Annotated in this window: 28 protein-coding genes, 1 tRNA gene and 1 riboswitch; of the genes, 13 read left to right on the plus strand and 16 right to left on the minus strand. The window is 62.4% G+C overall.

The window, feature by feature from the left end; genetic code table 11:
* Positions 1-62 precede the first annotated feature (62 nt).
* From AC4D2M_RS10320 to AC4D2M_RS10375, 12 genes are all read right to left on the minus strand, one after another.
* The gene (locus tag AC4D2M_RS10320; RefSeq protein WP_490891676.1) at positions 63-272 is read right to left on the minus strand and encodes a hypothetical protein; all 210 of its coding nucleotides are present in this window, start codon (positions 270-272) and stop codon (positions 63-65) included.
* A 10-nt stretch (positions 273-282) separates the two neighbouring features.
* Positions 283-723, minus strand: a complete 441-nt coding sequence (locus tag AC4D2M_RS10325; RefSeq protein WP_490891678.1) for a hypothetical protein — start codon at positions 721-723, stop codon at positions 283-285.
* The gene (locus AC4D2M_RS10330; RefSeq protein WP_490891679.1) at positions 716-1,255 is read right to left on the minus strand and encodes a hypothetical protein; all 540 of its coding nucleotides are present in this window, start codon (positions 1,253-1,255) and stop codon (positions 716-718) included. The genes AC4D2M_RS10325 and AC4D2M_RS10330 overlap by 8 nt, the downstream gene beginning before the upstream one ends.
* On the minus strand, positions 1,255-2,580 hold the full coding sequence (locus AC4D2M_RS10335; protein WP_490891681.1) for a phage portal protein: 1,326 nt from the start codon (positions 2,578-2,580) through the stop codon (positions 1,255-1,257). Before AC4D2M_RS10335 ends, AC4D2M_RS10330 begins: the two co-directional genes overlap by 1 nt.
* On the minus strand, positions 2,577-3,911 hold the full coding sequence (locus AC4D2M_RS10340; RefSeq protein ID WP_490891682.1) for a terminase large subunit domain-containing protein: 1,335 nt from the start codon (positions 3,909-3,911) through the stop codon (positions 2,577-2,579). Before AC4D2M_RS10340 ends, AC4D2M_RS10335 begins: the two co-directional genes overlap by 4 nt.
* Positions 3,912-4,439: 528 nt before the next feature.
* Positions 4,440-4,616, minus strand: a complete 177-nt coding sequence (locus AC4D2M_RS10345; RefSeq protein WP_490891683.1) for a hypothetical protein — start codon at positions 4,614-4,616, stop codon at positions 4,440-4,442.
* The gene (locus tag AC4D2M_RS10350; RefSeq protein ID WP_490891684.1) at positions 4,613-4,897 is read right to left on the minus strand and encodes a hypothetical protein; all 285 of its coding nucleotides are present in this window, start codon (positions 4,895-4,897) and stop codon (positions 4,613-4,615) included. Before AC4D2M_RS10350 ends, AC4D2M_RS10345 begins: the two co-directional genes overlap by 4 nt.
* Entirely contained in the window at positions 4,894-5,082 is a 189-nt protein-coding gene (locus AC4D2M_RS10355; protein WP_490891685.1) for a hypothetical protein, read from the minus strand. The genes AC4D2M_RS10350 and AC4D2M_RS10355 overlap by 4 nt, the downstream gene beginning before the upstream one ends.
* Positions 5,079-6,119, minus strand: a complete 1,041-nt coding sequence (locus AC4D2M_RS10360) for an AAA family ATPase (protein WP_490891686.1) — start codon at positions 6,117-6,119, stop codon at positions 5,079-5,081. Before AC4D2M_RS10360 ends, AC4D2M_RS10355 begins: the two co-directional genes overlap by 4 nt.
* 29 nt (positions 6,120-6,148) lie before the next feature.
* On the minus strand, positions 6,149-6,295 hold the full coding sequence (locus tag AC4D2M_RS10365) for a hypothetical protein (protein ID WP_490891687.1): 147 nt from the start codon (positions 6,293-6,295) through the stop codon (positions 6,149-6,151).
* A complete protein-coding gene (locus AC4D2M_RS10370) occupies positions 6,295-6,507 on the minus strand; it encodes a helix-turn-helix domain-containing protein (RefSeq protein ID WP_490891689.1) in 213 nt (70 codons plus the stop codon). The genes AC4D2M_RS10365 and AC4D2M_RS10370 overlap by 1 nt, the downstream gene beginning before the upstream one ends.
* Positions 6,508-6,839: 332 nt before the next feature.
* Positions 6,840-7,931 carry a tyrosine-type recombinase/integrase gene (locus tag AC4D2M_RS10375; protein WP_490891691.1) on the minus strand — a complete coding sequence of 364 codons (1,092 nt, stop codon included), beginning with the start codon at positions 7,929-7,931 and terminating at the stop codon, positions 6,840-6,842.
* A gap of 209 nt (positions 7,932-8,140) precedes the next feature.
* Between AC4D2M_RS10375 and AC4D2M_RS10380 the strand changes: the two genes are divergently transcribed.
* A tRNA-Gly gene (locus tag AC4D2M_RS10380) sits at positions 8,141-8,214 on the plus strand.
* Between the two features lie 64 nt (positions 8,215-8,278).
* On the opposite strand, the gene AC4D2M_RS10385 is transcribed toward AC4D2M_RS10380, so the two are convergent.
* Positions 8,279-8,593 carry a DMT family transporter gene (locus AC4D2M_RS10385; protein WP_490891693.1) on the minus strand — a complete coding sequence of 105 codons (315 nt, stop codon included), beginning with the start codon at positions 8,591-8,593 and terminating at the stop codon, positions 8,279-8,281.
* Positions 8,594-8,608: 15 nt separating this feature from the next.
* A riboswitch (guanidine-III (ykkC-III) riboswitch) is annotated at positions 8,609-8,674 on the minus strand.
* A gap of 137 nt (positions 8,675-8,811) precedes the next feature.
* Between AC4D2M_RS10385 and AC4D2M_RS10390 the strand changes: the two genes are divergently transcribed.
* Entirely contained in the window at positions 8,812-9,063 is a 252-nt protein-coding gene (locus AC4D2M_RS10390) for an antitoxin (RefSeq protein ID WP_490891694.1), read from the plus strand.
* A gap of 94 nt (positions 9,064-9,157) precedes the next feature.
* On the opposite strand, the gene zapE is transcribed toward AC4D2M_RS10390, so the two are convergent.
* Positions 9,158-10,192, minus strand: coding sequence for a cell division protein ZapE (zapE, locus tag AC4D2M_RS10395; RefSeq protein ID WP_490891695.1), 1,035 nt, complete (start codon positions 10,190-10,192; stop codon positions 9,158-9,160).
* A 275-nt stretch (positions 10,193-10,467) separates the two neighbouring features.
* Between zapE and AC4D2M_RS10400 the strand changes: the two genes are divergently transcribed.
* Positions 10,468-11,379: a sulfurtransferase gene (locus tag AC4D2M_RS10400; RefSeq protein ID WP_490891697.1), complete on the plus strand. Its 912-nt coding sequence runs from the start codon at positions 10,468-10,470 to the stop codon at positions 11,377-11,379.
* A 60-nt stretch (positions 11,380-11,439) separates the two neighbouring features.
* Positions 11,440-11,886 carry a SufE family protein gene (locus AC4D2M_RS10405; RefSeq protein WP_490891699.1) on the plus strand — a complete coding sequence of 149 codons (447 nt, stop codon included), beginning with the start codon at positions 11,440-11,442 and terminating at the stop codon, positions 11,884-11,886.
* On the opposite strand, the gene AC4D2M_RS10410 is transcribed toward AC4D2M_RS10405, so the two are convergent.
* A complete protein-coding gene (locus tag AC4D2M_RS10410; protein ID WP_490891700.1) occupies positions 11,872-13,113 on the minus strand; it encodes an alpha/beta hydrolase family protein in 1,242 nt (413 codons plus the stop codon). The genes AC4D2M_RS10405 and AC4D2M_RS10410 overlap by 15 nt on opposite strands.
* A 100-nt stretch (positions 13,114-13,213) precedes the next feature.
* Between AC4D2M_RS10410 and AC4D2M_RS10415 the strand changes: the two genes are divergently transcribed.
* The 9 genes from AC4D2M_RS10415 to AC4D2M_RS10455 all read left to right on the plus strand — a co-directional run bounded on the left by AC4D2M_RS10415 (position 13,214) and on the right by AC4D2M_RS10455 (position 23,086).
* Complete coding sequence (locus tag AC4D2M_RS10415) at positions 13,214-13,702, plus strand: hypothetical protein (RefSeq protein ID WP_490891701.1); 489 nt, start codon at positions 13,214-13,216, stop codon at positions 13,700-13,702.
* Between the two features lie 14 nt (positions 13,703-13,716).
* Positions 13,717-14,151 carry a peptide-methionine (R)-S-oxide reductase MsrB gene (msrB, locus tag AC4D2M_RS10420; protein ID WP_490891702.1) on the plus strand — a complete coding sequence of 145 codons (435 nt, stop codon included), beginning with the start codon at positions 13,717-13,719 and terminating at the stop codon, positions 14,149-14,151.
* A 183-nt stretch (positions 14,152-14,334) separates the two neighbouring features.
* Positions 14,335-15,711 (plus strand): DUF6421 family protein, encoded by a 1,377-nt coding sequence (locus AC4D2M_RS10425; protein WP_490891703.1) that lies wholly within the window; start codon positions 14,335-14,337, stop codon positions 15,709-15,711.
* Positions 15,708-16,469 carry an SDR family NAD(P)-dependent oxidoreductase gene (locus tag AC4D2M_RS10430; RefSeq protein ID WP_490891704.1) on the plus strand — a complete coding sequence of 254 codons (762 nt, stop codon included), beginning with the start codon at positions 15,708-15,710 and terminating at the stop codon, positions 16,467-16,469. The genes AC4D2M_RS10425 and AC4D2M_RS10430 overlap by 4 nt, the downstream gene beginning before the upstream one ends.
* Positions 16,462-17,535, plus strand: a complete 1,074-nt coding sequence (locus AC4D2M_RS10435; protein ID WP_490891705.1) for a threonine aldolase family protein — start codon at positions 16,462-16,464, stop codon at positions 17,533-17,535. The genes AC4D2M_RS10430 and AC4D2M_RS10435 overlap by 8 nt, the downstream gene beginning before the upstream one ends.
* 100 nt (positions 17,536-17,635) lie before the next feature.
* On the plus strand, positions 17,636-18,265 hold the full coding sequence (locus AC4D2M_RS10440) for a DUF3000 domain-containing protein (RefSeq protein ID WP_490891784.1): 630 nt from the start codon (positions 17,636-17,638) through the stop codon (positions 18,263-18,265).
* Positions 18,266-18,351: 86 nt separating this feature from the next.
* Positions 18,352-19,656 (plus strand): HRDC domain-containing protein, encoded by a 1,305-nt coding sequence (locus AC4D2M_RS10445; RefSeq protein WP_490891706.1) that lies wholly within the window; start codon positions 18,352-18,354, stop codon positions 19,654-19,656.
* Between the two features lie 74 nt (positions 19,657-19,730).
* Positions 19,731-20,978: a thiolase family protein gene (locus tag AC4D2M_RS10450; protein ID WP_490891708.1), complete on the plus strand. Its 1,248-nt coding sequence runs from the start codon at positions 19,731-19,733 to the stop codon at positions 20,976-20,978.
* A complete protein-coding gene (locus AC4D2M_RS10455) occupies positions 20,975-23,086 on the plus strand; it encodes a 3-hydroxyacyl-CoA dehydrogenase NAD-binding domain-containing protein (RefSeq protein WP_490891709.1) in 2,112 nt (703 codons plus the stop codon). The genes AC4D2M_RS10450 and AC4D2M_RS10455 overlap by 4 nt, the downstream gene beginning before the upstream one ends.
* Before the next feature lie 38 nt (positions 23,087-23,124).
* On the opposite strand, the gene AC4D2M_RS10460 is transcribed toward AC4D2M_RS10455, so the two are convergent.
* The gene (locus AC4D2M_RS10460; protein WP_490891710.1) at positions 23,125-24,087 is read right to left on the minus strand and encodes an aldo/keto reductase; all 963 of its coding nucleotides are present in this window, start codon (positions 24,085-24,087) and stop codon (positions 23,125-23,127) included.
* Positions 24,088-24,106 lie beyond the last annotated feature (19 nt).

The raw sequence follows: 24,106 nt of genomic DNA on the forward strand, positions 1-24,106 counted from the left end.
ACCGGGACGAGCGAAGGGGATGAGCGCCAGGCCCATCCCCTTCAGTATACCCCCTGGGGGTACTATTTCGCAGGGTTGATAGGCAACTGATTGTCGTCCGTCAGTTCCGCAATAACTCCAACCTTGGAATACGGCAGGCTCAGGAACTTCCTGCCGCCTCGGGTGAAGGTAACGAAGCCCTCGCTCAGTTCGTAATCGTCTGCCTCAACAACTGTTGTGGTTGCGTCAGTGTTGCGCTTGTCCAGTGCTCCGAAGGTGTATCTACGTGTCATTGCTCTCCCCTTAGCTAGCGCGGGCTCGAAGTAGCCCGGCGAGGTCCACCGTATCTGAGACGGGCGTCACGCCCTGCCCTACGTCGCCGCGAGGCTTCCGGTTGGCAAGGTGCGGTTTACGCTCCAGCAGCCCCTCAATGGCCTGCGTGAGGCTTTCTGAGTCCTCCAGGTGGCTCTCATCGAACGGCAGGTCAGTAGGGTCTGCCAGCTTGCCCGTGGCGGTCACCAGCGCAGTGTGCAGCCGGTGCGCGAGGTCATCGGCGCGCTTGGCCCGGTCACGGTAACCGGCTGATTCCTTGCGCAGTTTCTCCACGTAATCACGGGGGAAAGTTTCCGGTTCTTCCTCCGTGGTTTCCTCCTGTACGGGCTCGGGATCTTCGTGGGCGGTTACGGCTGGAGCGCCGGGCAATACCTCTTCGGGCGTTCCATCAGCGGCGGTAAGGTCAGTCATTATTTTGCTCCATTTCTACGGGTTTCTGGCTGCAACCGCAGCCCTTGTGGTGGTACATGGGTGTGGAGGACGGCAGAACACCATCGGCGAGGTCTTGGCACAGTTCGCACGCCCCGGCATTGAGCACGCGGGACCAGCCTTGGACGCCCTGCTGCCGCAGCGCTTCACCGTATGAGTCCTGCACTGCCTCTAGTGCTTGTGAGCGCCCCAGAACGGCGACAGCAGCCACCGCGTTGGCCTTGTACTGGTCGGAGCTAACCGTGTCCTCTACAGCCCGTGCAGCGGCCATCTCCACGCCATCCGGCACGCTCAAGCCAGCAGCAGGGACCGCGATACCACGGAGCGCCGACAGTTCAGCGGCCACCGCGAGGTCCGCGAGACTCACGCCCTTAGCCTTCGCCCTTATCAGCAGCGCAGTAGCCAGGAAGATGAACTCCTCCATGCCGATCTGCCCGGCGTCGAGTCGGTTGTGGACGGCCTTCAGGCTGTCCTCCACCTGTTGGGCAAACTTCGCCATCGTTTCGGTATTCATTAGGACACCAGCGCTGCAAGGTCGGTTCCGGTGCTGTCCAGCGCCTCAGCCCGGCGTGCCGTGCGGATGGCCTTCACTTCGTCCTCTGAGTAACCAAGCCGGGCCAGGGCATACGACGCCGGCAACAACCCGGCACCGTAGAGCTTCACCACAGCGTCCGCTTCCTGTGCAATCGAGCGGGTGGCAGGGTCCGCCCAGGTAACGCGGACATTCGACCGCTGCGGGTCCAGCCCGGTCCTGACAGCATGCGCGAGCTTCGCAACGTCCTCCCACGCTCTGCCGAAGACCTGCTGCCGCTGTTCCGCCCGTGCCGTCAGGGACGCCTCAGCAGCCCTCAGAGCATCGGCGGACGGCGGTTGATTCGAGGTCACGCCGACGTAATGCGCAGGGAGCCCGGAAACGGCCTGCATCTGAGAGACGATTACTTCGATAGCTGACTTGTAGCTGGCGAGGTCGGCGGCGGGTAGCTGGCCAAACTTCGCGCCGGGGTCTTCCGCAATCATCATGCGGTTGCCTTCCGGGAACGGGTTCACGGTCTTGACTTCGCCGGTCGGGTTTCCGCTGTCGTCCAGTACGTCTTCCTCGATCAGTTCCACGCCGGACGCCCAGCGGCGCGGGCGGGCGTAATACTCAGAGCCCACCATCATGTCCGCCAGCAGCTTGTTCAGAGCGTCCTGCAACGGCATCAGGTCAGTCATCTCGGAAGTTCCGCCGTCGAGTAGCCTGTCGTTGTTCTTCAGCTCCACAATCGGCGGGACGCCCAGCGGGTTGTCCAGCACCTCGACCACGCCCATGGCGGAACCGACAGCACCTAGGTGGTTGGCCCTTAGTCGGGCGATCTTGTCCGCCTCATACAGGACTGCCTCCGTGGTGGTTTTCGTCTCCCACCGCTTCAGGCCAGCAATAATCTTCCTGCTGCCAGGATCACGGACGACTGCCACCTGCCGGGCGGACTCCACACTGATCGACGGGTTGCCCTCAGGATTGGCCCATACGATCACGAAAGCGGAGCCAAGGATCAGCGCCTCCCGGTGCGCCACGGATGCCACCTGATCCAAGTCGTTACGGATCCAGTCAGCCCACAGATCCTCAGCCGGGGAACCGTCCACTGTGAAGCCTGTAACCCTCAGCCGTTCAGTCAGGGACGTGACAGCCAGCCGGCACAGATTCGAGCCCATGACACCGAACCTTTCCCCCAGTGCTTCCCGCGCCTCCGGTGAGAGGAAGGTCAGTGGAGAGCTGCCCTTGTAGTACGTGTCCAGGCGGGCGTACCTTCCCGCGTTCTCGTCAATCCTCTGAATAAGACCTGTCAAAACATCACTCATTTGAAACTCCCTACACGTCGTTTTTTCTGTTTTCTCATAGCTCTCCATGTGGCTCTTGAATGGGCCATCAGCGCAGCAGCAGCAGCGTCTATGTGCCGTGTCGATCCCCGCCGTGACTTGTCCAGGCGGACACCGCGAACCGACTCCACAACCACGGCATTTCCGATATGCCGGGCCATGTCCTTATCCCCGGAATGGGTTAGTGCGCCGTTGATGCACGCGTTGTAGAAGTCGGTTGTTGCCGGGGTGATGCGCGAGGTTGACCACGGAAACTCGACAATGGGCAGGCCCTCTTTTTCGAGCACCTGCAAGGTACGTGTCCACCGGAACGGGTCCGCGATAATCTCGACCACGTTCCACCGCTTGCACGCTGCCCGGATCGCGTCCTCCACGTCCTCCACCGGCACCCTGTAGGACGGGTCACCGACTGGCGGTTCCCAGATCCCCACAACGTCGATATGAGGCTGTATTCCAACCGTGGCCACCAGCACCGCCGTGGCATCGGAGTTGAACGAACCATCCAGGGAAACGACGACATCGGAGCCGTCCGGTACGTCTTCACCCGTGGCCAGTGCATCCCACTTGCCCTCAGGCAGGAAGCCGCCCGACGTTTCACTGACGAACTGGCACAACCGCGCCCGCCTAAATGTCGATTCTCGAGTTTTTGGCGGTAGCAGTGCCTGCACAGCATCACGGTGGAGGAAGTCATCGAGCGCCGGGTTAGCCAGCTCCAGGCAGTGAACGCAATCAGCCGGATGGTCCTCGAAGCCAGCAGCGGAGAACTCCCGCCACACCAGTGACTTGTCCTCAGGGTGCGCCCGGTTGTAGTCCCGTAGATCGGTTAGAACGCTGTTGTGAGGATCAGGGCCGGGCGTGCCAATACCGATCAGGGTTGACTGTTCACGCTTGCCTTGTGCCAGCGCGATGACCTCCCACACGTCACGGCGGACAACGCCTATCTCGTCCACAATTGCCAGGGTTGGATCGAGTCCTTCAAGCGAGGCCGGCGAGGCTGGCAACACTTGGAATGATGCGCCACGGCCAGGCACCACAAGGCGGTCTGCATATACCTGTACCCGTGATTCGAGGTCTTCCGACAGCTCCACCATGCGGGCGGCGGTCTTGAACACGATCCCCGCCTGCCGTTCATCCACCGCAGCCACGACGACGGACGCGCCCTCTTCACCGAGCATCAGGTCATAGAGCCCCAGGGCGGCTACCAGTGTGGACTTTCCCTGACCTCTCGGCATCATCCAGCCCGCAGTCCTAGGACGCTGCACAGGATCAAGCACAGAGCCCACCAGATCCACCTGCCATGGCCGCAGTTTCATCGGCTTACGCGCCCCGGTCCCCTTCGGTGTAAAGATGAATTTCTCCGTGAATCGGGCGAACCCCTCAGCACCGATTGCACGGGTGCCAAATATCAGCGGATCGTCGTTTACAGAGGCTTTCTTCCCCGGCCTAATGAGAATCACTCGCAATACTTGCGCTCTTTGCCTGCCGACCGGAGGTCGCGCCCGTCTCGGTTGACCTCCTCCCCCCAGGTCTGCTGGATCCCCGGTCGATGTTGCAGGCGTTGCATACGACGTCGATCAGATCCAGCGTGATCGGCTTACCTGCTTCGTAGGCTTCCCATGCTTCGGGACTATGGTCAGCGGTGAGCCTTTCCGGTGTGCCGCAGTCTGTGCACCATGGCTGAATACGGCGTGCCCGTTCGGAGAGCTTGCGCCACCTGCGGTCGTATCCCCTATCAGCAGCGTTCGACCTCTTACTGTTGCCGTACTGCTTCCTGTTCTCGGTGGAGCAATCGGTGCAGCGTGCGTTCTCTCCAGGTTCTCCACACTCAATGCAAGGCCGGTTCACTCGTCGGCCCCTTCACGCTTGCGGTTCTCGGCGGCGAGTGTGCGCCGATGCAACGACCGGGTGTATGCCCTGAAGTCCTCGAACTTCTCCTGTATGGCGGCGTGGGCTTCTGGGTCGGTGTACTGGAGTTTGGTCATGGCCAGTGCGAAACGGTGGTTGATTTTCTTGCTCATTGTTCTTCCCCCTTGTATGTCAGGTACGGCTTGTAGTCCTTGTTGAGGATTGCTGTTGCGATGCCGGCGAGCTTCTCGAACGTCTCCGGGTAGGCGGTGAGGTTCCATCCACCGGCTACACCGTGCGGGCTTGCCATGTCGGCGTCTCCGCGTTCTACAGCCGTGGCATGGAGGTATCCGAGATACCGGTACTGCTCATCGGTGACCATGGGTGGCCAGACGCGAGGGAGAAAGATGTTCCCGTAGTCGTCGCCGCGTGTGTACTCGAAGCTGGCGCTCATGACTCCCGCCTCTCACGTGCGCGGTACAGGGCAAGCTCAACTTCAGCGGCTGCCAGCTTGGCCTCTGCTTTGCGTGCGCGTTGGTGGCAATCCTTCGCCTTACCCAGCCAGGCGAGTGCGGCGGTCTTAAGCTCCGAACGACTTAGGCCGTCCAATGGGCTCGGCTGCGGGGGTTGCTCGGTCATGATGCCTCCCGTATGAGGGTGTAACTACTGTTACTTGTGATACTTTCGGCGGTCGTTTCGAGAGGGATAGTTACAGATGTTTCAGTAGTTACAGGCGTATAGAGGCCCCGCTTAGGGTTGGCGATGCGCCCAGACTCATAGGCTCTGCGCAGGTACAGGCGGGCTTTAGCGTCATCCAAGTGCAGCAAGGTAGCTAGATCCTTGGGTTTCATCCCTTCCGGGTATTTGTTGACCAGTCCGATGACCTCCGCCATCTGATCCCCCACGCCTTCGGTTACTTCCCTATTGCGTAGCGCTTCGGCGGCTTCTTTGAGGCTTGAGCCGTCGAGCTTCCAAGTTCCATCGGTGAGACTGAGTGAGTACTGGCCTTCCTTGGCGTCGCGGGATGTGACGTGCAAGGTGGAGCTTTCGGTCTGCCGGTCCCTCTGAATCAGGAGGATGCTGTCAGCAGCGCCGGCCAATCCTTGCGTACCCGAAACGCTGTCGAGGAAGTCGGACTTCTCCCCCTTGTTGGTGTGGTGCACGACGATCAGGGACGATCCAGGGTGCCGGTCCACTAGGTCCTTGAGTTGGGACATTTGGCTGTAGTCGTTGCCGTAGGCGTCGTTCCCGCCATAGGTGCCTCGAACCTTGCCGAGCGTGTCGAGGATGACTAGCGGCTTGCGTTCCGCGTTGCGCTCTAGGAACGTGGCGATGGTGACTGCTGGCCCCGCAGGTACTTCGGTCATGAAATGGAGGTTGCGCGGGCCGGTCGTGACTCCGAGGGTGCGCAGACGGGATTGAAGACGCCGTGTCCCGTCCTCCAGTGCAAGGTAGAGGACGGGACGGTGATCGACGGGGATGGAGCCAAACGCGAGGTCGCCGGTAGCAGCAGCCACTCCCAGTCCGAGGACCATCCATGACTTGCCGATCTTCGGCGGTGCTACCAGGAGGGTGAGGCCTTCGGGAATGACGCCGGGAACGACGTACTCCACCGCGGGGAGGATCTGATCTGTAAGCCAACTGGCCGCGAACGCGCTGTCGAGTGGATCGGGCATCGTTTCAGGGTGACTTTTGGTCAGCATGTTTATGCGCTCACCGCCGCATATCTGCGGTCACCCTTGCGCGGGATGTAGGAAGATCCCGGCGAGCGTCGGTAGTTTTCGACTTCCATGGCCGCGACGGTTGAGCGGACGAACTGGGACAGCCAGGTCTGGTATTCCGCCGCGTTCACTATTCGCCCGCTGTTGGAATGGTGGTGAACAGTGCGTCCAGCTCGTTGAGGTCTATGCGGATCTGGCGGGGGCCGATTCGGTAGCCGGTCAGGAGTCCTTGCGATATGTAGCGGCGGATAGTCCGCTCGCTGCACTTGGCACGATCGGCACCTTCGGCAAGTCTTCCGAAATTGGGCGAGGTCTGCGGGTTCTTGGTTGTATGCTGGGGCACAGAAATTTCCTTACAGGAGTTTCGGTGAACCGCATGATCCCCTGTCGCCAAACTTCGGATCATGCGGTTCTGCTTTTGGAGATTCGTCCTACCGTGAATGCTTGTTTCCGGTCATGTCCGCATCTCTTATCAATCTATATAGAACGGGAACACCGCACTTCGCCGACCCCAAGATGTGTCGCGTGAAGTGGCGGTGACGGAAAAACATGCCTGATCCGTTGATATTCCGCCACAACTAGAGGCCCATCCACAGAAAATTCGGGCCAATTCACAAGACTTATCCACCGTTATCCGGGAACTGTCCACAGTTTTTGGTTAGCTTGTCCGGGCCGTCAACCGTTCACAAGTTCAGAGAGTCGCTTAGCAATAGCCGCGTCTCTTCCGTCAGCGGCGTGCTGATAGCGAAGCGCTGCCGATGATGTGGAGTGACCCAAGCGGGCCATAAGCTCGGCCAGTGTGGCGCCCGTGGAAGCTGCCAGGACCGCCCCTGTGTGCCGTAGATCGTGCCAGCGCAGATCCTCCCGGCCTGCTGCACTGCGGGCCTTGTAGAACGACTTGTAGAGCGTGCTAGGTGCTAGGTGGTCCCCGGTCACCGTGGGGAATACCAGCCCTTTCCTGCCGGGTGCCGCAAACTTCTCTATGTGCTCGGCTACAAGTGGCAGTAGGTGCGGCGGGATCGACACGTCACGGATACCGGCGTCAGACTTCGGCTTGCCCACTTCGGCGCGGCCATTGACGCGATAGACAGCCCTGCGGACGTGCAGTTCGCCGCGCTTTAGGTCCACGTCGTCACGGCGCAGCTCGGTTAGTTCACCAAACCGCAGCCCACACCAGGCGGCGAGCAGGGTCAGCGCTCGGTACTTTTCGGGCATTGAACTGACAAGGGTTTCGATCTGCTGCAATGTGGCCGGCTTGATCTTGTGGACGCGCTTGGAGTTGCCAGCGCCACGGATATGGCAGGGGTTTACCGGGATCAGTTCATCCTCTACGGCAGTCTGGAGGATCGTCCTCAATAGCCCGTAGGCGTGCGCCCGCAGCGTCGGTGTGGCACTGCCCAGCTCGGCGTGCCAGTCGCGCACGAGAGGCGCGGTGATGGCTTTCAGCGGGACGGTTGAGAACGTCGGGTTCAACTGATTTTCGAGCAGCTTGGAGTAGTGATGCCGGGTGCGGTCGGCAAGGGTGCGCTGATCTAGCCAGGTGCGCGAGTATTCACCGAAGGTCCGGGCGGCTTTCTTGGCAGGAGTGCCCCCGGTCCATTCGTCGCGTTCGATGGTGCGACGGATACCGACTAGCCAGCCCTCTGCGTCCATCTTCGTTTCAAAGGTGGTCGGTGCGACGTGCCGTTGCAGATCGGGGCCGGTGTAGCTGGCTTGGAAGCGCTTAGAGGGCAACTTCCTGATTGCTCCAAAGCTTCGACGTGCCATGACACTCCCCTTAGTCCGTGCAACATACGTGCAATAAGAGTGTCATTTCGTGTCAACTTGCGTCCAGCAATGTCAGGCGATACTGTTTAGCGAAGGTGCTAGTCAGAACGGCTTTTACCTACTGCCACTCAGTGTCGCCTTGTGTGTACGTAAACTGGTTCGATCCCAGTATCGCCCACCCAGGGCGCCTCCATGAGAGGCGCCTTTTCGCGGACGTAGCTCAGCTGGCTAGAGCACCACCTTGCCAAGGTGGATGTCGCGGGTTCGAATCCCGTCGTCCGCTCTGATAATCGACAAGCAGGCTTCATCCTCCCGGATGGAGCCTGCTTGTTTTCCGGGCGCGAAACTCACTGGATAACCTTCAGCCCTATGACGCAGCCGACAATTCCAAGCACCAACAGGACCTTCAGCAGGGAAGCAGCCTCCCCGTCGAAGAGCATTGCGTAGGTGACCGTCAACGCCGCTCCGATGCCAACCCACACTGCATAGGCTGTGCCAGTCGGCAGGGTGCGCATGGCCCAGGCAAGACCGGCCATGCTCAACACCAGCGCGACCGCAAAAACAACCGTCGGACCTATCTTGCTGAAACCATCGGACTTCCCGAGCGCAGTAGCCCACACGGCCTCGAGTACTCCCGACACAACCAGTACCACCCATGCCATGGTCGATCCGCTCCTCAAGCGCCGTCTTTTCGCTCCCCGGGTACGACGCACCTCGTCCGGTGCCGGCTTGGCCCGCTTAGGCTCTCATAGTGCCCCTCCCGCGGCAAGACGGATCACGCTCAGGGCGAAAGTCAGATCCCTTGGCCGCGGGTGACCGGCTCCTTATGATGGTTGATGCGGTGGAACAACCGGTTCCACAGGAAAGAAAGGAGGTGTCTGTGTCTGTAATTGACGGGCTCAAAGGCAGGGCTGGAAAGTTGAAGGACAAGACAGCCGGACTCGTGGGCAAGAATTCAGGGAAGATCAAGGAGAGCATCGGACACGCTGGCAGTTTCATTGACAGCAAAACCGGTGGCAAGTACTCCGACAAGATCGCCTCTGTTCAGTCCAAGGCCTCCTCGATGGTCGACACTGTGGACAGTCGGGACGGCCGGCGGCCGGCTGGTTCCCCCGACGCTTCCGCCCAATAACAGCCTTTAGCACGACAAGAAGGCGCCGACCCTGCCGAGAGGCAGTGTCGGCGCTTTGTCTTACCGGGTGAGGTTTCCCAGGAGTACCGGTTACTCAGGCGCCCGACTCTCCGCCCTGTCGAGCGAGCGCCGTCAAACGCGAAACCGCGCGATAGTACTTCTTCATGTGCCCGCCGGACATCATCTCCGTTGTAAAGAGGTCGCTCAAGGGGGCGCCGCTGGCGAGGATGGGCACATCACGGTCGTAGAGACGGTCAGCCAGCACAACGAACCGCAGGGCGACCGCCTGTTCCGTAATGGTTTTCACCTCATGCCACGCAACGGCGTCGATACCGTCGATGAGTTGCCGGTACCGGCTGGGATGAACGCCCGCCAAGTGCTTGATCAGGTCCCCGAAATGGTCTTCGGCGACGGTTACATCGTCCGGGAAGTTTCGTGCACGACGACGCACCTGCTGTTCTGTCAACGGAGCGGGGGCTTCGGGAAGCCCCCGATGACGGTAGTCCTCTCCGTCAATTCTGATGACGTCGAACTGGTCCGCAAGGACCTGTATCTCCCGCTGGAAGTCCACGGCGGCGAACCTGCCCTCCCCCAGCGATCCCGGCAGGGTGTTGGATGTCGCTGCGAGCTTCACACCGGCGTCGGCCAGCTCGCGCATCAACCGGGACATGAGCACGGTGTCGCCCGGGTCATCAAGCTCGAATTCATCGATGCAGACCAGCTGGTAGGTGCTCAGGGCGTCCACGGTGTGCCTGAAGGAGAGTGCACCGACGAGGTTTGTGTATTCCACGAAGGTGCCGAAGGCCTTCTTGCCCGAAGTGGCATGCCAGAGCGACGCGAGGAGGTGGGTCTTGCCCACTCCGAATCCGCCGTCCATGTAGATGCCGGCTCGGCTCTCGTCCCGCTTTGCACCGAAGAACTTGCGCAGGCCGCTCGGCTTGGGCGTATTCACGGTCGCGGCAAAGCGTCGAAGCTCCTTGACCGCCGCTGCCTGGGACGGCTGCTGGGGATCGGGCCGGTAGGACTCGAAGGACACATCGCCGAATCGCTGTGATGGGAAGAAACCGTCCAGCAGTTCATCCACCGAAACCCGGGGCGATCGTTGGGTCAGGTGCTCAATGGTGGCCACAGATGAGTGCGTCTTTCGTCAGAGGTCGTAAGGAGCACGCCGTCGGAAGACGTGCTAGGCAAGGATACGCCAGCAGCCTTCCACGCAACCGCATCACCGATGTCCCCATATACCGGGATCCGCGCTTCGCGGGCACCCCACCGGTGCTGCCGAGCACCCTCCGGGTCAGGCACCGGCAATATGGCGTCCTATGACCTGACCGGAAGCAATCGGCAGAACGCGTGGTTAGGCTAGGTGGGAAAGAGCAATCGTCTATGCAGGAAGGCTCCCAACGGATGAGTGTCGCAACAGATCCCAACGAGAAGTTTGCCCAGTATGCCCACCCCGAGCGCCTCGTCTCCACCCAGTGGCTCGCGGACAATATTGATACGCCCGGGCTCGTCATTGTTGAGTCCGATGAGGATGTACTCCTTTACGAGACCGGCCATATTGAGGGCGCCGCCAAGATTGACTGGCACACCGACCTTAATGACGAGGTGACCCGTGATTACGTCGACGGCGAAGGTTTCGCCCGCCTGATGTCGGCCAAGGGCATTTCCCGGGACAGCACCGTTGTGATCTACGGTGACAAGTCGAACTGGTGGGCCGCTTACGCATTGTGGGTTTTCACCCTGTTCGGGCATGAAGACGTACGTCTGCTCGACGGTGGACGCGACAAGTGGATCGCCGAGGGCCGTCCCCTTACCACTGACGTGCCGCAGCCGGAGCTCACGGACTACCCCGTGGTCGAACGCAATGACGCTCCTATCCGGGCGTACCTCTCAGACGTTCTGGATCACTTCGGTAACCCGCTGATCGACGTAAGGTCCACTGACGAGTACACCGGTGCCCGTACGCACATGCCGGCTTATCCGGAGGAAGGTGCGCTTCGCGGCGGACACATTCCTTCGGCGGTTTCAGTGCCCTGGGCCCGGGCTGCCGCGGAGGACGGATCCTTCCGTACGCGCGACGAACTGGATGTGATATACCGCGGTGAGGCAGGATTGAATGAGGGCGACGACGTCGTCGCCTACTGCCGTATCGGCGAGCGTTCCAGCCACACCTGGTTTGTGCTCCAGCACCTGCTTGGTTTTGAGAATGTGCGCAACTACGACGGATCCTGGACCGAGTGGGGCAATGTAGTACGTGTACCGATCGTGAAAGGCGCCGAACCCGGTGTAGCGCCCGTGCCCGCCGGGCGACGGTAAGCGCGTCCAGCAAGTTGAAGTCGCCCCGGGCACATGCCCGGGGCAGTCGTGAGGATCACAGTGGAGACAACCGCATTACCCCTACAGCTCGCCGAAATCGTGGACGATTTCCAGGCACTGTCCGAACCGGACCGGCTTCAGTTGCTCCTTGAGTTCTCCCGGGGACTGCCCGCGTTGCCCGAGCACCTGAAGGACCACCCGGAGCTTCTGGAGCAGGTCGTTGAGTGTCAGAGCCCGCTCTTCCTCACGCTCGACATCGCTGACGACGCCGAGAGGTCGGTGTCCCTGTTCTTTTCAGCGCCTCCGGAGGCGCCTACAACGCGTGGTTTCGCCGGTGTCCTCCAGGAGGGTCTGGACGGGCTGCCGGCCGCCCAGATTCTCGCGGTGCCCGACGACGTCCCTGAACGCCTTGGTCTGACGCGGGCAATAACGCCGCTCCGCATGCGCGGCATGGCTGCGATGCTGGGCCGGATCAAGCGCAAGATCCGGGAGTCAGGGGCGGCTTAGCGCCCGCTTCGGCTCAGTACGACCGAACACCTGGTGGCGCAGCCAGTTGGCTGTGACGTTGTGCCAGCGTTCGGAGTCCACGTTCCACTCCTTGGTATGCCGCGCCCGGTGGAAACGCTCGAAAGTGACGAACGTGGGATTTCGTTCAGCCAGCTCAGCGGAGGGCCCCACGGGAACGAATTCGTCATCTTCGCTGTGCAGTATCAGGGTCGGAACAGTCACCTGGTCGGCTCGGGAGACCCAGTCCATGCTCTTGAGGTCCACCGGTGTGGACAGTCCCGTCACGACCCGGCCGAGGCTGTTCGCGATGAGCCACTGCCCGAGCCTGCCCGCCGGTGCAGGGATACGGTTAAGCTCGGCCTGGTGGGTGAGCACATCCATCCAGTCGATCACCGGCCCATCCAGCACCAGGGCCCGGATCCGCGTATGGTACTTCGATATATCGGCCGCCTGCAGGCAGATTGCACCTCCCATCGACCAGCCGAACAACACAACGTCCTCGGCCCCGTGGTTGAACGCGTACTCCATCGCCGACTCGATATCCTGCCACTCGGTCATACCGAGCCCGTACCTGCCGTCGGCAGCGAGGGGCGCTTCGCCGTCGTTCCGGTAGGACACCAGCAGGCTGGTCATACCCAGCTCCCGTGCTGTTCGCACTGCCCGCAACCCCTCGCAGCGCTGCACTCCTCTACCGTGCACCATGATCGCCCAGGTGGCTGCCGGCGTCTCTGCACGCACCAGCCAGGCCGGGGCAGTTCCTCCTGTGACCGGCACATCGACGGGTTCGTCGGCGAAACCGAGGGCGGAAGGCGTTGGATACACAGCGCCGCTCCACCAACCGCGCACTGCTGACCGGATGTCGCCGGAGTAGACGGCCTCCACCTCACGCTGCACGGTCCCCTCCCGCGGGACGAACGACCGTATGGCACCAATCCGCGCGTGCCCACGGCCCTCGTCGAAGTAAAGGCTGTAGGTGCCTTCGACCGTGGTGTCCTCGTTGGCGGGCAGAATCACTTCCATGCCATCGCCGGTTTGGACAACCGCAAGGATCGCGAGGTTTTCGTCACGCTTGCGGGGGCTTACCACCTCTTTCGCGAAGTGGGCGGCGAGCGCGGCAGTGGCGCCCGCGATCACGGAGCTGACAGCGGCGCCGGTGCCGATTCCGAGTACCGCCCAGCGAAGCCACGCTTGACGGTCCGCAACGGCCGGAGGAGAAGTGAATGGCATAGCCCTATTCTTGCCCAAATGCAGGGTGCGGAAGCGAACAATCCCACGCGGAGTGTCGTTGACCCTAGGAGGCGGCCGTGCCGGGGTCTAGGGTTGGCATATGGAGGAAACAATCGTTGTACTCGCCGAAGTCCCCCTGACCGAGGCGGACGCCGCTAATCTTTCCGCCCTGGTCGACGGCGGTGACACTGCCTATACGGTGGTGGTGCCCGAGGACCATCACACAAACGTGCTGGGTGAGTTCCTTCACCACCTGAGCCTGCTCGAAGTCAGCGAGGCGTTCCAGAGCCTTTCCCACCGCCCCAGCGACGACGAGGTTCGTGTCACAGCCGATCATGCCCTGCAGAGCTCCCTCGACGCCCTGAGGGCAGCCGGGCTGAAAGCCGATGGCCTGACGGGCCGGGGAAGCGCCGTCGACATGGTGGTCAATACGGTTCGGGAACGGGGAGCCCGCCAGGCCGTGGTAATCACGCGGCCCCATGCGGTGGCTGACACTCTCCACAGGGACTGGGCCACCCGCGCGCAGGACAAGCTTGGCGTTCCCGTCCTGCATCTTTATGCGGGCTCGGGATTTATCGGAGACTCCTAGGCGTTTACCCAGTCATGAGCACACCAGAATCCGCACCACGCACTGACAACTCCCCCATCGACAAGAGCGACGAGGAATGGCGGCGGGAACTGACGCCTGAGGAGTACTACGTGCTCCGCCGGGCAGGCACCGAGCGACCGTTCACCGGCGAATACCATGACACGCACGCGAAAGGCGTGTATCAGTGCCGGGCATGCGGCCACGAGCTGTTCACCAGTAACGAGAAGTTCGATTCACACTGTGGATGGCCCTCGTTCTGGGCGCCATTGGCCGAAGACAGGGTCCGGTATATCAAGGATCGTGCCCTCGGCATGGAGCGGATCGAGGTTCGCTGCGCCCGCTGCGATTCACACCTCGGCCATGTCTTCGAGGGCGAAGGATACGGCACGCCTACTGACCAGAGGTACTGCATCAATTCCATCTCGATGCGGCTTGTCCCCCAGAACTGACGCTCTCCTGCGCCCACGGCAGGGGCACCCGCGGACTACCTCAAGGACCGCTGTGCCTCTTGCACGATGGACCGTCGTAACACATAAGACTTACTTACTCTTGTACTTCTCAAGGATCAGCTGAGCTGTTCTGTTGTTACGCTCGTGACAACAGAACAGCTCACCTACATCTGAGGGGAAATCGTGACCCAGACGCTCGACTCCGACGTCCGCCGCCAGCCATCCAACAGCCCGGAGAACCTCCCGGCATGGAAGCAGCTCAAGCATGCGGCAGGCTCGCTGCAAACGCTTCAGGCGAAGGACGGATCGATCGCAGAGCCGACCGATGTCGCTGCTGCGGGTGGCCACGTAGACACCATCATTGAATCAATCCGCGAGCTGAGTTCCCTCTTCCCGCACGATGCCCGATACCACGAGGCATTGCTGCGCGACTTCGCGCAGTGGAAGGCTTCCGGAATGGGCGTGCCCGATTTCCTCGACTCCCTGGTGGAGTTCCAACCGCAGCTTGATCGGGTCGATGGACGCCGGCACCTCGTCGTCTTCCCGATGTACACGCAGAACGGCAGCTCCAACCGGTTCGTCGAAGCAGTCCTCATCGAAGTTCTGTGGCCCGATTTCATTGCTGAGCTTGAGTCGGGCGCGTACTCGAACAAGCTCTTCGTTCCGATCCGGTTCCTTGATTTCACGCCGGGCTACGACACCAATTCGGCCGTATTGTTTCCCGAGACCGTTGCGGTACGGCAGACACCACAGTTCACCTGGGGCGCTATCTTCGCCGACCGGGAAGCGGCGCGGTTCCGCCGCGTGGTCACGGCAGCGGCAGGTATCACCCGCCTCGAGCTGCCCGAAGAAGCCCGACAGCTCATCGAGGACCAGCAACTGGCGGAGGAGACCTTCGTCATGTGGGATCTGATCCACGACCGCACGCATATGCGCGGTGATCTGCCGTTCGATCCGTTCATGATCAAGCAGCGTATGCCGTATTTCCTGTACTCGCTCGAGGAGCTGCGGTGCGACCTCACGGCCTTCCGCGAGTCCGTGAAGATAGCAGCCGACGACGACGCCTCCGACGAGGCCCGCCGCCATGCCCGCCTGGTCCAGTACGCGGTCATTTTCGACCGCATCTTCCGCTTCGCAATCACCGGCAGCCGCGTGCGGAACTACGACGGCCTCGGCGGACAGTTACTCTTCGCGTGGCTGCACCAGCACCATGTCCTGCACTGGACAGACACCACCCTGACCATTGACTGGGAGGAAGTCCCCGACGTCGTCATTGCGCTGGGTGAGAAGATTCAACAGCTGTACTGGCGGTCGATCGACAGGCCGAAAATCGCGCACTGGCTCGCGGCCTACGAACTGGTCTCCGAGACCGTCACACCGCATCCGGTTTCGGTGTGGGCGAAGGGCCCCGACGCGCTGCCCCTGGACGGCCCTCCACGCGGACTCACCGACGCGGTCCTCGATGACGAATTCCCGCTGTCGATGTTCTTCGAGGCGCTCGACAGGAAGATGAAGGACATCATCGAATCAACTGCCGGCATCACCGGAGCGACTGCATGACGGGGTCCCCTGATCTTTCGGGGCTGAACGTACTCATTGCGGGCGCAACCAGCCAGGCAGGCATAGCCACGGCGGAGGCCTTCCTCGCGGCCGGTGCTCACATCGTCGCGGTCGGCTCCGATTCCAGGCGCCTGGACCGATCCCTTGGGCATCTTCAGTCCGTCGACCTGCGGACCTGCGACCTTACGGACTTCTCTGCGGTGCAGGCATTGGCTCAGGACCTCCGCGCGGGTGGGACCACTGTGGACGGGCTCATGCATTTGGTGGGCGGCTGGCGCGGGGGCACCGGGATTGCAGGGCAGTCAGACGAGGACTACGACTTCCTCCACCGTTCCGTGCTCACCACCCTCCGCAACACCTCAAGAGCGTTCATCGGCGATCTTGCAAAGTCCCCGCGCGGCAGGCTCGCGATTGTTTCGGCCACAGCCGTGGATTCTCCTACCGCCGGCAGCGCCTCGTACGCTGCGGTCAAAGCCGCGGCCGAAACGTGGATGCGTGCGGTAGCCCAGGAGTTCGGATCAAACGGGGAAGCACGCGGTGCCGCATCCATCGTGGTGGTCAAGGCACTTGTCGATGACAGGATGCGTGCCGAAAGCCCCGATCGCCGTTTTCCTGGCTACACCCATGTCACAGACCTGGCCGTAGCGATGACCGGCCTGTTCGAACTTCCGACCGCAGTCGTCAACGGCCAGCGGCTTGATCTGACCGCTGATGCCCCTACACGGCTCCCTGATACGAGATACTGGACTAGTGACTGACACCATTTCCGCTCCTGCCCGACTCCATGATCCCAACGTGCGCGGCTTCGCTTCGGATAACTATTCCGGTGTGCACCCCGAGGTCCTGGCCGCGCTGGCCGCTGCCAATGAGGGCCACCAGGTCGCCTACGGGGAAGACGCCTACACCAGCCGGCTGCAGGAACTCATGCGGGAGCACTTCGGAGAAGGCACCCTCGCTTACCCCGTGTTCAACGGAACCGGAGCGAACGTACTCAGCCTTCAGTCCCTCCTGCCGCGCTGGGGTGCGGTCATTTGCGCCAAGACGGCGCACATCAATGTGGACGAGAACGGCGCCCCAGAGCGCATCGGCGGGATCAAGCTTCTGGCTGTGCCCACGCCCGACGGAAAACTGACTCCGGAACTGATTGATCAGGAAGCCTGGGGCTGGGGCGATGAACATCGGGCACAGCCACTCGCAGTCTCCATCACCCAGACCACCGAACTGGGCACGCTGTACACACCCGAAGAGGTCCGTGCGATCGCCGACCACGTGCATGCCAGGGGCATGCACCTCCACATGGACGGAGCCCGCATCGCCAACGCCGCTGCCGCGCTTGACGTGCCGCTGCGAAGCTTCACCAGAGACGCCGGAGTGGACATCCTGTCGTTCGGCGGGACGAAGAACGGACTCATGTTCGGTGAATGCGTGGTCGTGCTCAACCCGGTTGCAGCAACCGGCCTGGAGTACCTCCGGAAGATGAATATGCAGCTCGCTTCCAAGATGCGGTTCGTGTCCGCGCAGTTGGTCGCACTGCTGGAAGATGGCCTGTGGTTGCGCTCAGCCGCACATGCCAACGCCATGGCGGCGCGCCTCACCGCTGCCGTCTCCGAAATCAACGGCGTAAAGCTCACCCAGGCGACGACGGCGAACGCAGTCTTCGCCATCCTCCCCTCTGGAGCCGCAGACCGGATTCGGGAACAGTTCCGCTTCTACGACTGGAACCAGGCGACCGGCGAGGTTCGGTGGATGTGCACCTTCGACACGACTCCAGAGGACGTCGATGCTTTCGCGGAGGCCATCCGCCGCGAAGCCGGCAGCGCCTGATTTCTGCCATTCGGCCTGAACAGCGCCTGTTTGCCCGCCTGTGCGGCGTGGCTGTCCGCACGGGAAGCCGATTTGGGTTTAACCTGCGAAGGTGAGTGCAATTGGTGACCTCTCGCAGGTTCCCCCTGAATTCCTTAAAGCCCTGGCCGATTTACGGCAGGCGAGATGCCGCAACGAGCTTCGCCTCGACGAGATTCCGGCTCCCTCCCGCCTCGCGCCCTACGCAGTGGCGCTTGGAGCCGAAGTACTGCAGGATGCCCAGCCCGGTCCGCTTCCCGTCCACGGGCCGGCTCGGGCCGCCTTCCAGCATGACCATGCCGAAGAGCTCGCCACCGGCCGATTCATCCTCCTCTACGATCCCGAAGGCTCCGAAGTCTGGGATGGAACGTTCCGCATCGTCACTTACATCCGCGCTCAGCTGGAGCCGGATATGGGCAATGACGCACTGCTCGGATCGGTAGCGTGGACCTGGTTGGTCGAGGCACTGCAGAACCATGACGCCACCTACAGGTCCGCCGGAGGCACGGCGACGCGCATACTGTCTGAGAGTTACGGGTCCCTGGCCGACCGCACGGACACCATCGACATTGAGCTGCGGGCATCCTGGACTCCCGAATCGGGCAGCGTCCAGAAACACCTGGAGGCGTGGGCGGATATGGTGTGCACCTTCGCTGGTCTTCCTCCTCTGCCGGAGGGCGTGGCGGCACTACCGAACCGGCGCCGGAACTAGAACCCCATCGCTACTACAGCCCCGTCACCGCGCACACGCAGAGATTCCCCGGATCTTCCGGGTCACCCGGTTAGACTTGCATCATCATGACCGTGCACTCCGAGCCTGACAGCCGCATCCCAGGCGACGGCGCATCCACTCCCGATCCGACCCCTGTCCTGCCGCTTCTTGATGAACCGCAGGACGGCGTTCCCTTCGTCATCGACACCCAGGCAGGTCTGGAACGGGCGGCACGTGCGCTCGCTTCCGGGACGGGCCCGGCAGGCGTGGACGCGGAACGCGCGTCTGGCTTCCGCTACGGGCAGCGTGCTTTCCTGGTGCAGATTCGCAGGGAAGGCGCCGGAACATGGCTGATTGACCCGGAACCATTCCCGGACCTGCGCATTCTTAATGAAGCACTCTCGGGCGTGGAATGGATCCTGCATGCGGCGTCGCAGGATCTGCCGTGTCTTTCCGAGCTCGGAATGTGGCCGGACAAACTGTTCGACACCGAGCTTGCAGCCCGGCTGGCAGGCTTTCCCCGCGTCGGATTGGCCGCGGTCATTGAGCATCTGCTCGGCTTCACCCTCGCCAAGGAACATTCCGCCGCAGATTGGTCCCAGCGCCCATTGCCTGAACCATGGCTCCGCTATGCAGCCCTGGACGTGGAGGTGCTGGTTGAGCTTCGTGACCGGCTTACCGAGGTGCTGGTCGAGGGCGGCAAGCAACAGATCGCCGAGGAAGAGTTCGAGTACATCCGCTCCAGCCCGCCGTCGGCGCCGAAAACCGATCCCTGGCGGCGAACGTCCGGCGTTCATCAGGTCCGCGACCGGTGGCAGCTCGCCGCTGTACGCGAACTGTGGCAGGAGAGGGAGATGCTGGCGCAGAAGCGCGACGTCGCTCCCGGACGCCTGATTCCTGACGCCGCGATTGTGGCCGCGGCGAAGGCAATGCCGCAAACGGTCCCTCAGCTGCTGGCCGTCAACGGTTTCCACGGACGAGCAGCCCAAAGGGAAGCGCCGCGGTGGCTACGATGCATCTCGGCGGCGCGTACAACCCGTGATCTCCCCGAACTCCAGCTCCCTACAAATGCTCCGCCCCCGCCCCGGGTGTGGCCGGAGAAGGATCCGGCCGCTGCTGCACGCCTTCAGACTGCTAAACCGCGTATCACAGCGGTTGCCGAGAAACTGAACATGCCGGTGGAGAACCTGTTGACGCCTGACTATTTGCGGCGGCTCGCATGGCGTCCGCCGATGCCGATCGATCTCGACTCGATTTCTGTCGCGCTGGCTGACCTCGGGGCCCGCGCCTGGCAGATTGAGCAGGTGGCAGCGGTGATCACGGTGGCGTTCCTCGATCCGGACCCCCTCCAATCGAAACAATCGAAGCAACAGAAGGCGCCGACGCACTAGGCACCGCATGTTGCAGCGTGATGTTACCGGCGAGTAACATAAGGGCTGTCCCGGTAACTCGATGAGGAGCGATTGTGCCTACACCAGCGACAGCAGCACGGCAACAGATCAGGGATGTCGTCTTCGTTGACGGCGTCCGGACCCCGTTCGGGAAGGCCGGAGAAAAAGGGATTCACGCCGGCACCAGGGCGGATGACCTGGTGGTCAAGTGCATACGGGAGCTCCTGAGGCGCAATCCTTCCCTGCCGCCCCAACGGATCGACGACGTCGCCATCGCGGCCACCACGCAGACGGGCGACCAGGGTTTGACCATCGGCCGTACCGCGGCCCTTCTGTCGGGACTGCCGCGAACCGTGCCTGGATTCGCCATCGACCGCATGTGCGCCGGCGCCATGACCGCCGTGACAACGACGGCCTCGGGAATCGCATTCGGCGCCTATGACGTGGTCGTGGCAGGCGGTGTTGAACATATGGGCAACCACCCCATGGGTTCAGGTACAGATCCCAACCCGCGGTTCCTCTCCGAACGCCTGGTGGATCCCGCAGCACTGAACATGGGCAACACCGCCGAAAACCTGCACGACCGGTTTCCGGCAATCACCAGGGAACGCGCCGACTCGTATGCGGCAGCAAGTCAGAACAAGCTCGCGGCAGCATATGAACGGAACCAGATCCAGCCGGATCTCGTTGCCGTTGCCGGCAGAAAGCCGGGCTCCGGCTGGACTTTGAGCCAGCATGACGAGCCGCCGAGGCCGGGCACAACGGTCGAGGACCTCGCAACGCTCCGCACGCCGTTCCGCCCTCACGGGCGGGTCACTGCCGGCAACGCGGCAGGGTTGAACGACGGAGCCACGGCGGCGCTGCTTGCTTCCGCTGATGCCGCAGCCGAACTGGGGCTCCCCGTGAAGATGCGTCTGGTCGCCTACGCGTTCGCCGGCGTCGAACCGGAGGTCATGGGCATCGGCCCCGTTCCGGCTACCGAAAAGGCGTTGAACCAGGCCGGCCTGACAATCGATGACATCGGCCTGTTCGAGATCAACGAAGCGTTCGCGGTCCAGGTCCTGTCATTCCTCGACCACTTCGGCATTTCCGACGATGACCCCCGCGTGAACCGCTATGGCGGAGCTATCGCCGTAGGGCACCCACTTGCCTCTTCGGGAGTGCGCCTCATGACTCAGTTGGCGCGACAGTTCGAAGAAGACCCGCAGGTCCGCTACGGCATCACCACCATGTGTGTCGGACTGGGCATGGGCGGAACCGTCATCTGGGAAAACCCGCACCACGCAGACTACTCAGGAAACACGACGGAGGAAGCAGCATGAGTTTCGATCGCTTCGAGGAATTGGCTGCCCTGGTCCCGGACGAAGTCATTACGCACTCGCTCGTGGAGGATGTCCCGCTTCCCGGCGGCGCCGGAACAATGGCACTCATCACCCTCGACAATGGGCTGGATCATAACCGGCCCACAACACTGGGACCCAGCACGCTCATTGAGTTCGGCCGAACGCTCGAGAGCCTGCGGGCCCGTGCGGCGGCAGGTGATATCGCGGCAGTGGGGCTGACCGGCAAGCCGTACTTCCTTGCAGCGGGAGCGGACCTGTCCACGGTCAAATCACTGAAGGTTGCCGAACACGGTCGCCTTATGGCGGAACTTGGCCATACAGCGTACAACCTCCTCGGTTCCCTTGGTGTCCCGAGCTTCGCCTTCATCAACGGTGTGGCTCTGGGCGGCGGACTCGAGATCGCCCTGGCCGCGGACTTCCGCACCGTCTCAACCGGCGCGAACGGTATTGGGCTCCCCGAGGCCTTCATCGGTCTGGTTCCGGGATGGGGAGGGGTCTACCGGCTTCCCCGGCTGACCGGCCCCCGCGCCGCAGTGAAGATCATGATCGAGAATCCGCTGAGCAACAACCGCACCCTCGACGGGCGCTCAGCCTATGAGGTCGGTATCGCTGACGCACTGTTCGAACCGGCTGATTTCCTCGAGGAGTCAGTCCGCTGGGCGGCTGACGCTCTGGCTGACTCTTCCGACATAGCGGAGCGTCGCGCTGCACTGTCACAGTACGACGACGGCGAGTGGGAAGCGGCAGCCGCGGCCGGCCGCGCGTTCGTGGAGGCAAAGACCTCGAACGCCGCTCCTGCGCCCGGCAAGGTTCTGGACCTCTTCGAGGCGGCCAGGGACCGGACGCAGGCAGAGTCCGCTGCGGCCGAATGCGAAGCCCTGACTGAGCTGATGCTCACGCCCCAGTTCCACGACACGGTGTATGCCTTCCTCGACCTCGTACAGAAGCGGGCGAAGCGCCCGGCAGGCGCACCGGACCGATCGCTGGCCCGGCCCGTAACCAAGGTCGGTGTGGTGGGAGCCGGCCTGATGGCCAGCCAGCTCGCACTGCTGTTTGCCCGTCAACTGAGCGTTCCTGTTGTCCTCACCGACATTGATCAGACTCGGGTGGACAAGGGGGTGGGCTGGGTTCACTCGGAAGCCGACAAGATGGTGGCAAAGAAGCGGCTCTCCCCCGACAAGGCCAATCGCATCAAGTCGCTCGTCTCCGGGTCGGTCTCGAAGGACGTCTTCGCCGACGCCGACTTCGTCATCGAGGCAGTATTCGAGGAGCTGAGCGTCAAGAAGGCAGTCTTCGCTGAAGTTGAGCAGGTGGTCTCCGCCGAGTGCATCCTGGCGACTAACACTTCGTCGCTCTCTGTCGCCGCCATGGCTGAAGACCTCCAGCATCCGGAGAGGGTCGTCGGCTTCCACTTCTTCAACCCGGTCGCCGCCATGCCCATGCTCGAGATTGTGAAGGCGCCGCGCACCGCTGATGAGGTGCTCGCAACTGCGTTCGCCGTCGGCAAGGAACTCAAGAAGAACGCGGTGCTCGTGAAGGATGCTCCGGCCTTCGTGGTGAACCGGATACTCGGGCGCATGTTCGGAGAGATCACCGCTGCGTACGATGAAGGCACCGATGCGGCCACCGCGGACAATGCGCTGCGCTCCATGGGCCTACCCATGACGCCCTTCAAGCTGCTCGCGCTTGTAGGCCTGCCGGTGGGCCAGCATGTGCAGGAGTCACTGCATACCGCCTTCGGCGACCGCTTCTACCTCTCCCGCAACCAACAGATCCTGATCGACGCCGGGAAGAAGGGACTGTGGGAACAGGACGACGCCGGCAACGACGTAGTGCCCGAATCCACGCTTGCAATGCTCACTTTCGGCACGTCACCGTCGTCGAGCGTGGAGGTGCTCCGGCGCACGCAGGATGCCCTTGCCGACGAGATCGGCCGTATGCTCGCGGAGGGTGTCGCCACGGCGCCGGAGGACATCGATCTCTGCATGATCCTTGGTGCGGGGTGGCCCATGCACCTCGGCGGCATCACGCCCTACCTCGACAGGGTGGGAGCGTCGACGCGCGTCAATGGGAAGACCTTTCACTGACCTGAGGGCTGCAAACGCACCGAGCAGGCCAGATCCCGTTACGCCCCCGACGGAAAGATGTAATCCAGTTCGTCGAGGTCAGCCGCGGAGGGAACCCATCGGGCTGCCTCGGCATTCTGCCGAACCTGCTCGGGTTTTGTTGCTCCCGCGATCACACTGGACACGGTGGGTCGGCTGGCAAGCCAGGAGAACGCGACTTCCAGCTCGGTCAGGGAGCGTGCACGGGCATACGCGCTGAAGTTGGCCAACTGCTCCCAATTCGCCTGGTCGAGCAGATTGGTCCGGGTGTGTGTCAGTCGGCTGCCCGTGGGTGCGTCCCCCGCGGCGTACTTTCCGGTCAGCAGCCCATTGGCCAGCGGGAAGTATGGGAGAAGGCCCAGCCCGTAGGACTGCGCCGCCGGAACAACCTCGCGCTCGACCGCGCGCTCCAGCAGGTTGTAGTGGTTCTGTGCGGAGATGAATCGCGTTGTACCGAGCTGGCGAGCGCCATACTCGGCCTCCGCTACCTGCCAGCCGGCGAAGTTCGAGTGCCCGATGTAACGCACTTTTCCGCTCTGGACGAGCTGGTCCAGCGCAGCGAGGGTCTCGTCCACCGGCGTCGACGGATCCGGTGCGTGGTACTGGTAAAGGTCGATCCAGTCCGTGTTCAGCCGCTTCAGTGAAGCTTCCACAGCCTTCAGGATGTAGCGCCGCGAGCCACGCGCGCCCCAGTCCGGACCGTTGGCGCCTTTGAGATCAAGTCCGAACTTGGTGGCAACGACCACGTCGTCACGGTTCCGGCCCAATGCACGACCGAGAAGTTCCTCGCTGACGCCGGGAGACCGGCCGTAGGAATCCGCGACGTCGAACAGGGTGATTCCTGCTTCCAGGGCGGCAGTCACGACGGCGGCGGCGCCTCGCTGCGATTCAGAAGGGGTCCCGGTCCGGCCCAGGTTGTTGCACCCCAGGCCGACCACCGAAACACTCAAGCCTGATGTGCCAAGTCTGCGGTATTTAGTCATGGCACCACGCTACCAATCA

The organism is Arthrobacter sp. TJ-270 (genome assembly GCF_058269075.1).

What these genes read in the sequence shown, in the direction of transcription:
- AC4D2M_RS10360 (WP_490891686.1), bottom strand. Translation starts at nt 6,119, where the DNA reads ATGCCCGATCCACTCGACAGCGCGTTCGCGGCCAGTTGGCTTACAGAT.
- AC4D2M_RS10355 (WP_490891685.1), bottom strand. Translation starts at nt 5,082, where the DNA reads ATGACCGAGCAACCCCCGCAGCCGAGCCCATTGGACGGCCTAAGTCGT.
- AC4D2M_RS10430 (WP_490891704.1), top strand. Translation starts at nt 15,708, where the DNA reads ATGACGGGGTCCCCTGATCTTTCGGGGCTGAACGTACTCATTGCGGGC.
- AC4D2M_RS10350 (WP_490891684.1), bottom strand. Translation starts at nt 4,897, where the DNA reads ATGAGCGCCAGCTTCGAGTACACACGCGGCGACGACTACGGGAACATC.
- AC4D2M_RS10325 (WP_490891678.1), bottom strand. Translation starts at nt 723, where the DNA reads ATGACTGACCTTACCGCCGCTGATGGAACGCCCGAAGAGGTATTGCCC.
- AC4D2M_RS10330 (WP_490891679.1), bottom strand. Translation starts at nt 1,255, where the DNA reads ATGAATACCGAAACGATGGCGAAGTTTGCCCAACAGGTGGAGGACAGC.
- AC4D2M_RS10335 (WP_490891681.1), bottom strand. Translation starts at nt 2,580, where the DNA reads ATGAGTGATGTTTTGACAGGTCTTATTCAGAGGATTGACGAGAACGCG.
- AC4D2M_RS10375 (WP_490891691.1), bottom strand. Translation starts at nt 7,931, where the DNA reads ATGGCACGTCGAAGCTTTGGAGCAATCAGGAAGTTGCCCTCTAAGCGC.
- AC4D2M_RS10410 (WP_490891700.1), bottom strand. Translation starts at nt 13,113, where the DNA reads ATGCCATTCACTTCTCCTCCGGCCGTTGCGGACCGTCAAGCGTGGCTT.
- AC4D2M_RS10345 (WP_490891683.1), bottom strand. Translation starts at nt 4,616, where the DNA reads ATGAGCAAGAAAATCAACCACCGTTTCGCACTGGCCATGACCAAACTC.
- AC4D2M_RS10385 (WP_490891693.1), bottom strand. Translation starts at nt 8,593, where the DNA reads ATGGCATGGGTGGTACTGGTTGTGTCGGGAGTACTCGAGGCCGTGTGG.
- AC4D2M_RS10455 (WP_490891709.1), top strand. Translation starts at nt 20,975, where the DNA reads ATGAGTTTCGATCGCTTCGAGGAATTGGCTGCCCTGGTCCCGGACGAA.
- AC4D2M_RS10340 (WP_490891682.1), bottom strand. Translation starts at nt 3,911, where the DNA reads ATGAAACTGCGGCCATGGCAGGTGGATCTGGTGGGCTCTGTGCTTGAT.
- AC4D2M_RS10415 (WP_490891701.1), top strand. Translation starts at nt 13,214, where the DNA reads ATGGAGGAAACAATCGTTGTACTCGCCGAAGTCCCCCTGACCGAGGCG.
- AC4D2M_RS10460 (WP_490891710.1), bottom strand. Translation starts at nt 24,087, where the DNA reads ATGACTAAATACCGCAGACTTGGCACATCAGGCTTGAGTGTTTCGGTG.
- AC4D2M_RS10445 (WP_490891706.1), top strand. Translation starts at nt 18,352, where the DNA reads ATGACCGTGCACTCCGAGCCTGACAGCCGCATCCCAGGCGACGGCGCA.
- msrB (WP_490891702.1), top strand. Translation starts at nt 13,717, where the DNA reads ATGAGCACACCAGAATCCGCACCACGCACTGACAACTCCCCCATCGAC.
- AC4D2M_RS10400 (WP_490891697.1), top strand. Translation starts at nt 10,468, where the DNA reads ATGAGTGTCGCAACAGATCCCAACGAGAAGTTTGCCCAGTATGCCCAC.
- AC4D2M_RS10320 (WP_490891676.1), bottom strand. Translation starts at nt 272, where the DNA reads ATGACACGTAGATACACCTTCGGAGCACTGGACAAGCGCAACACTGAC.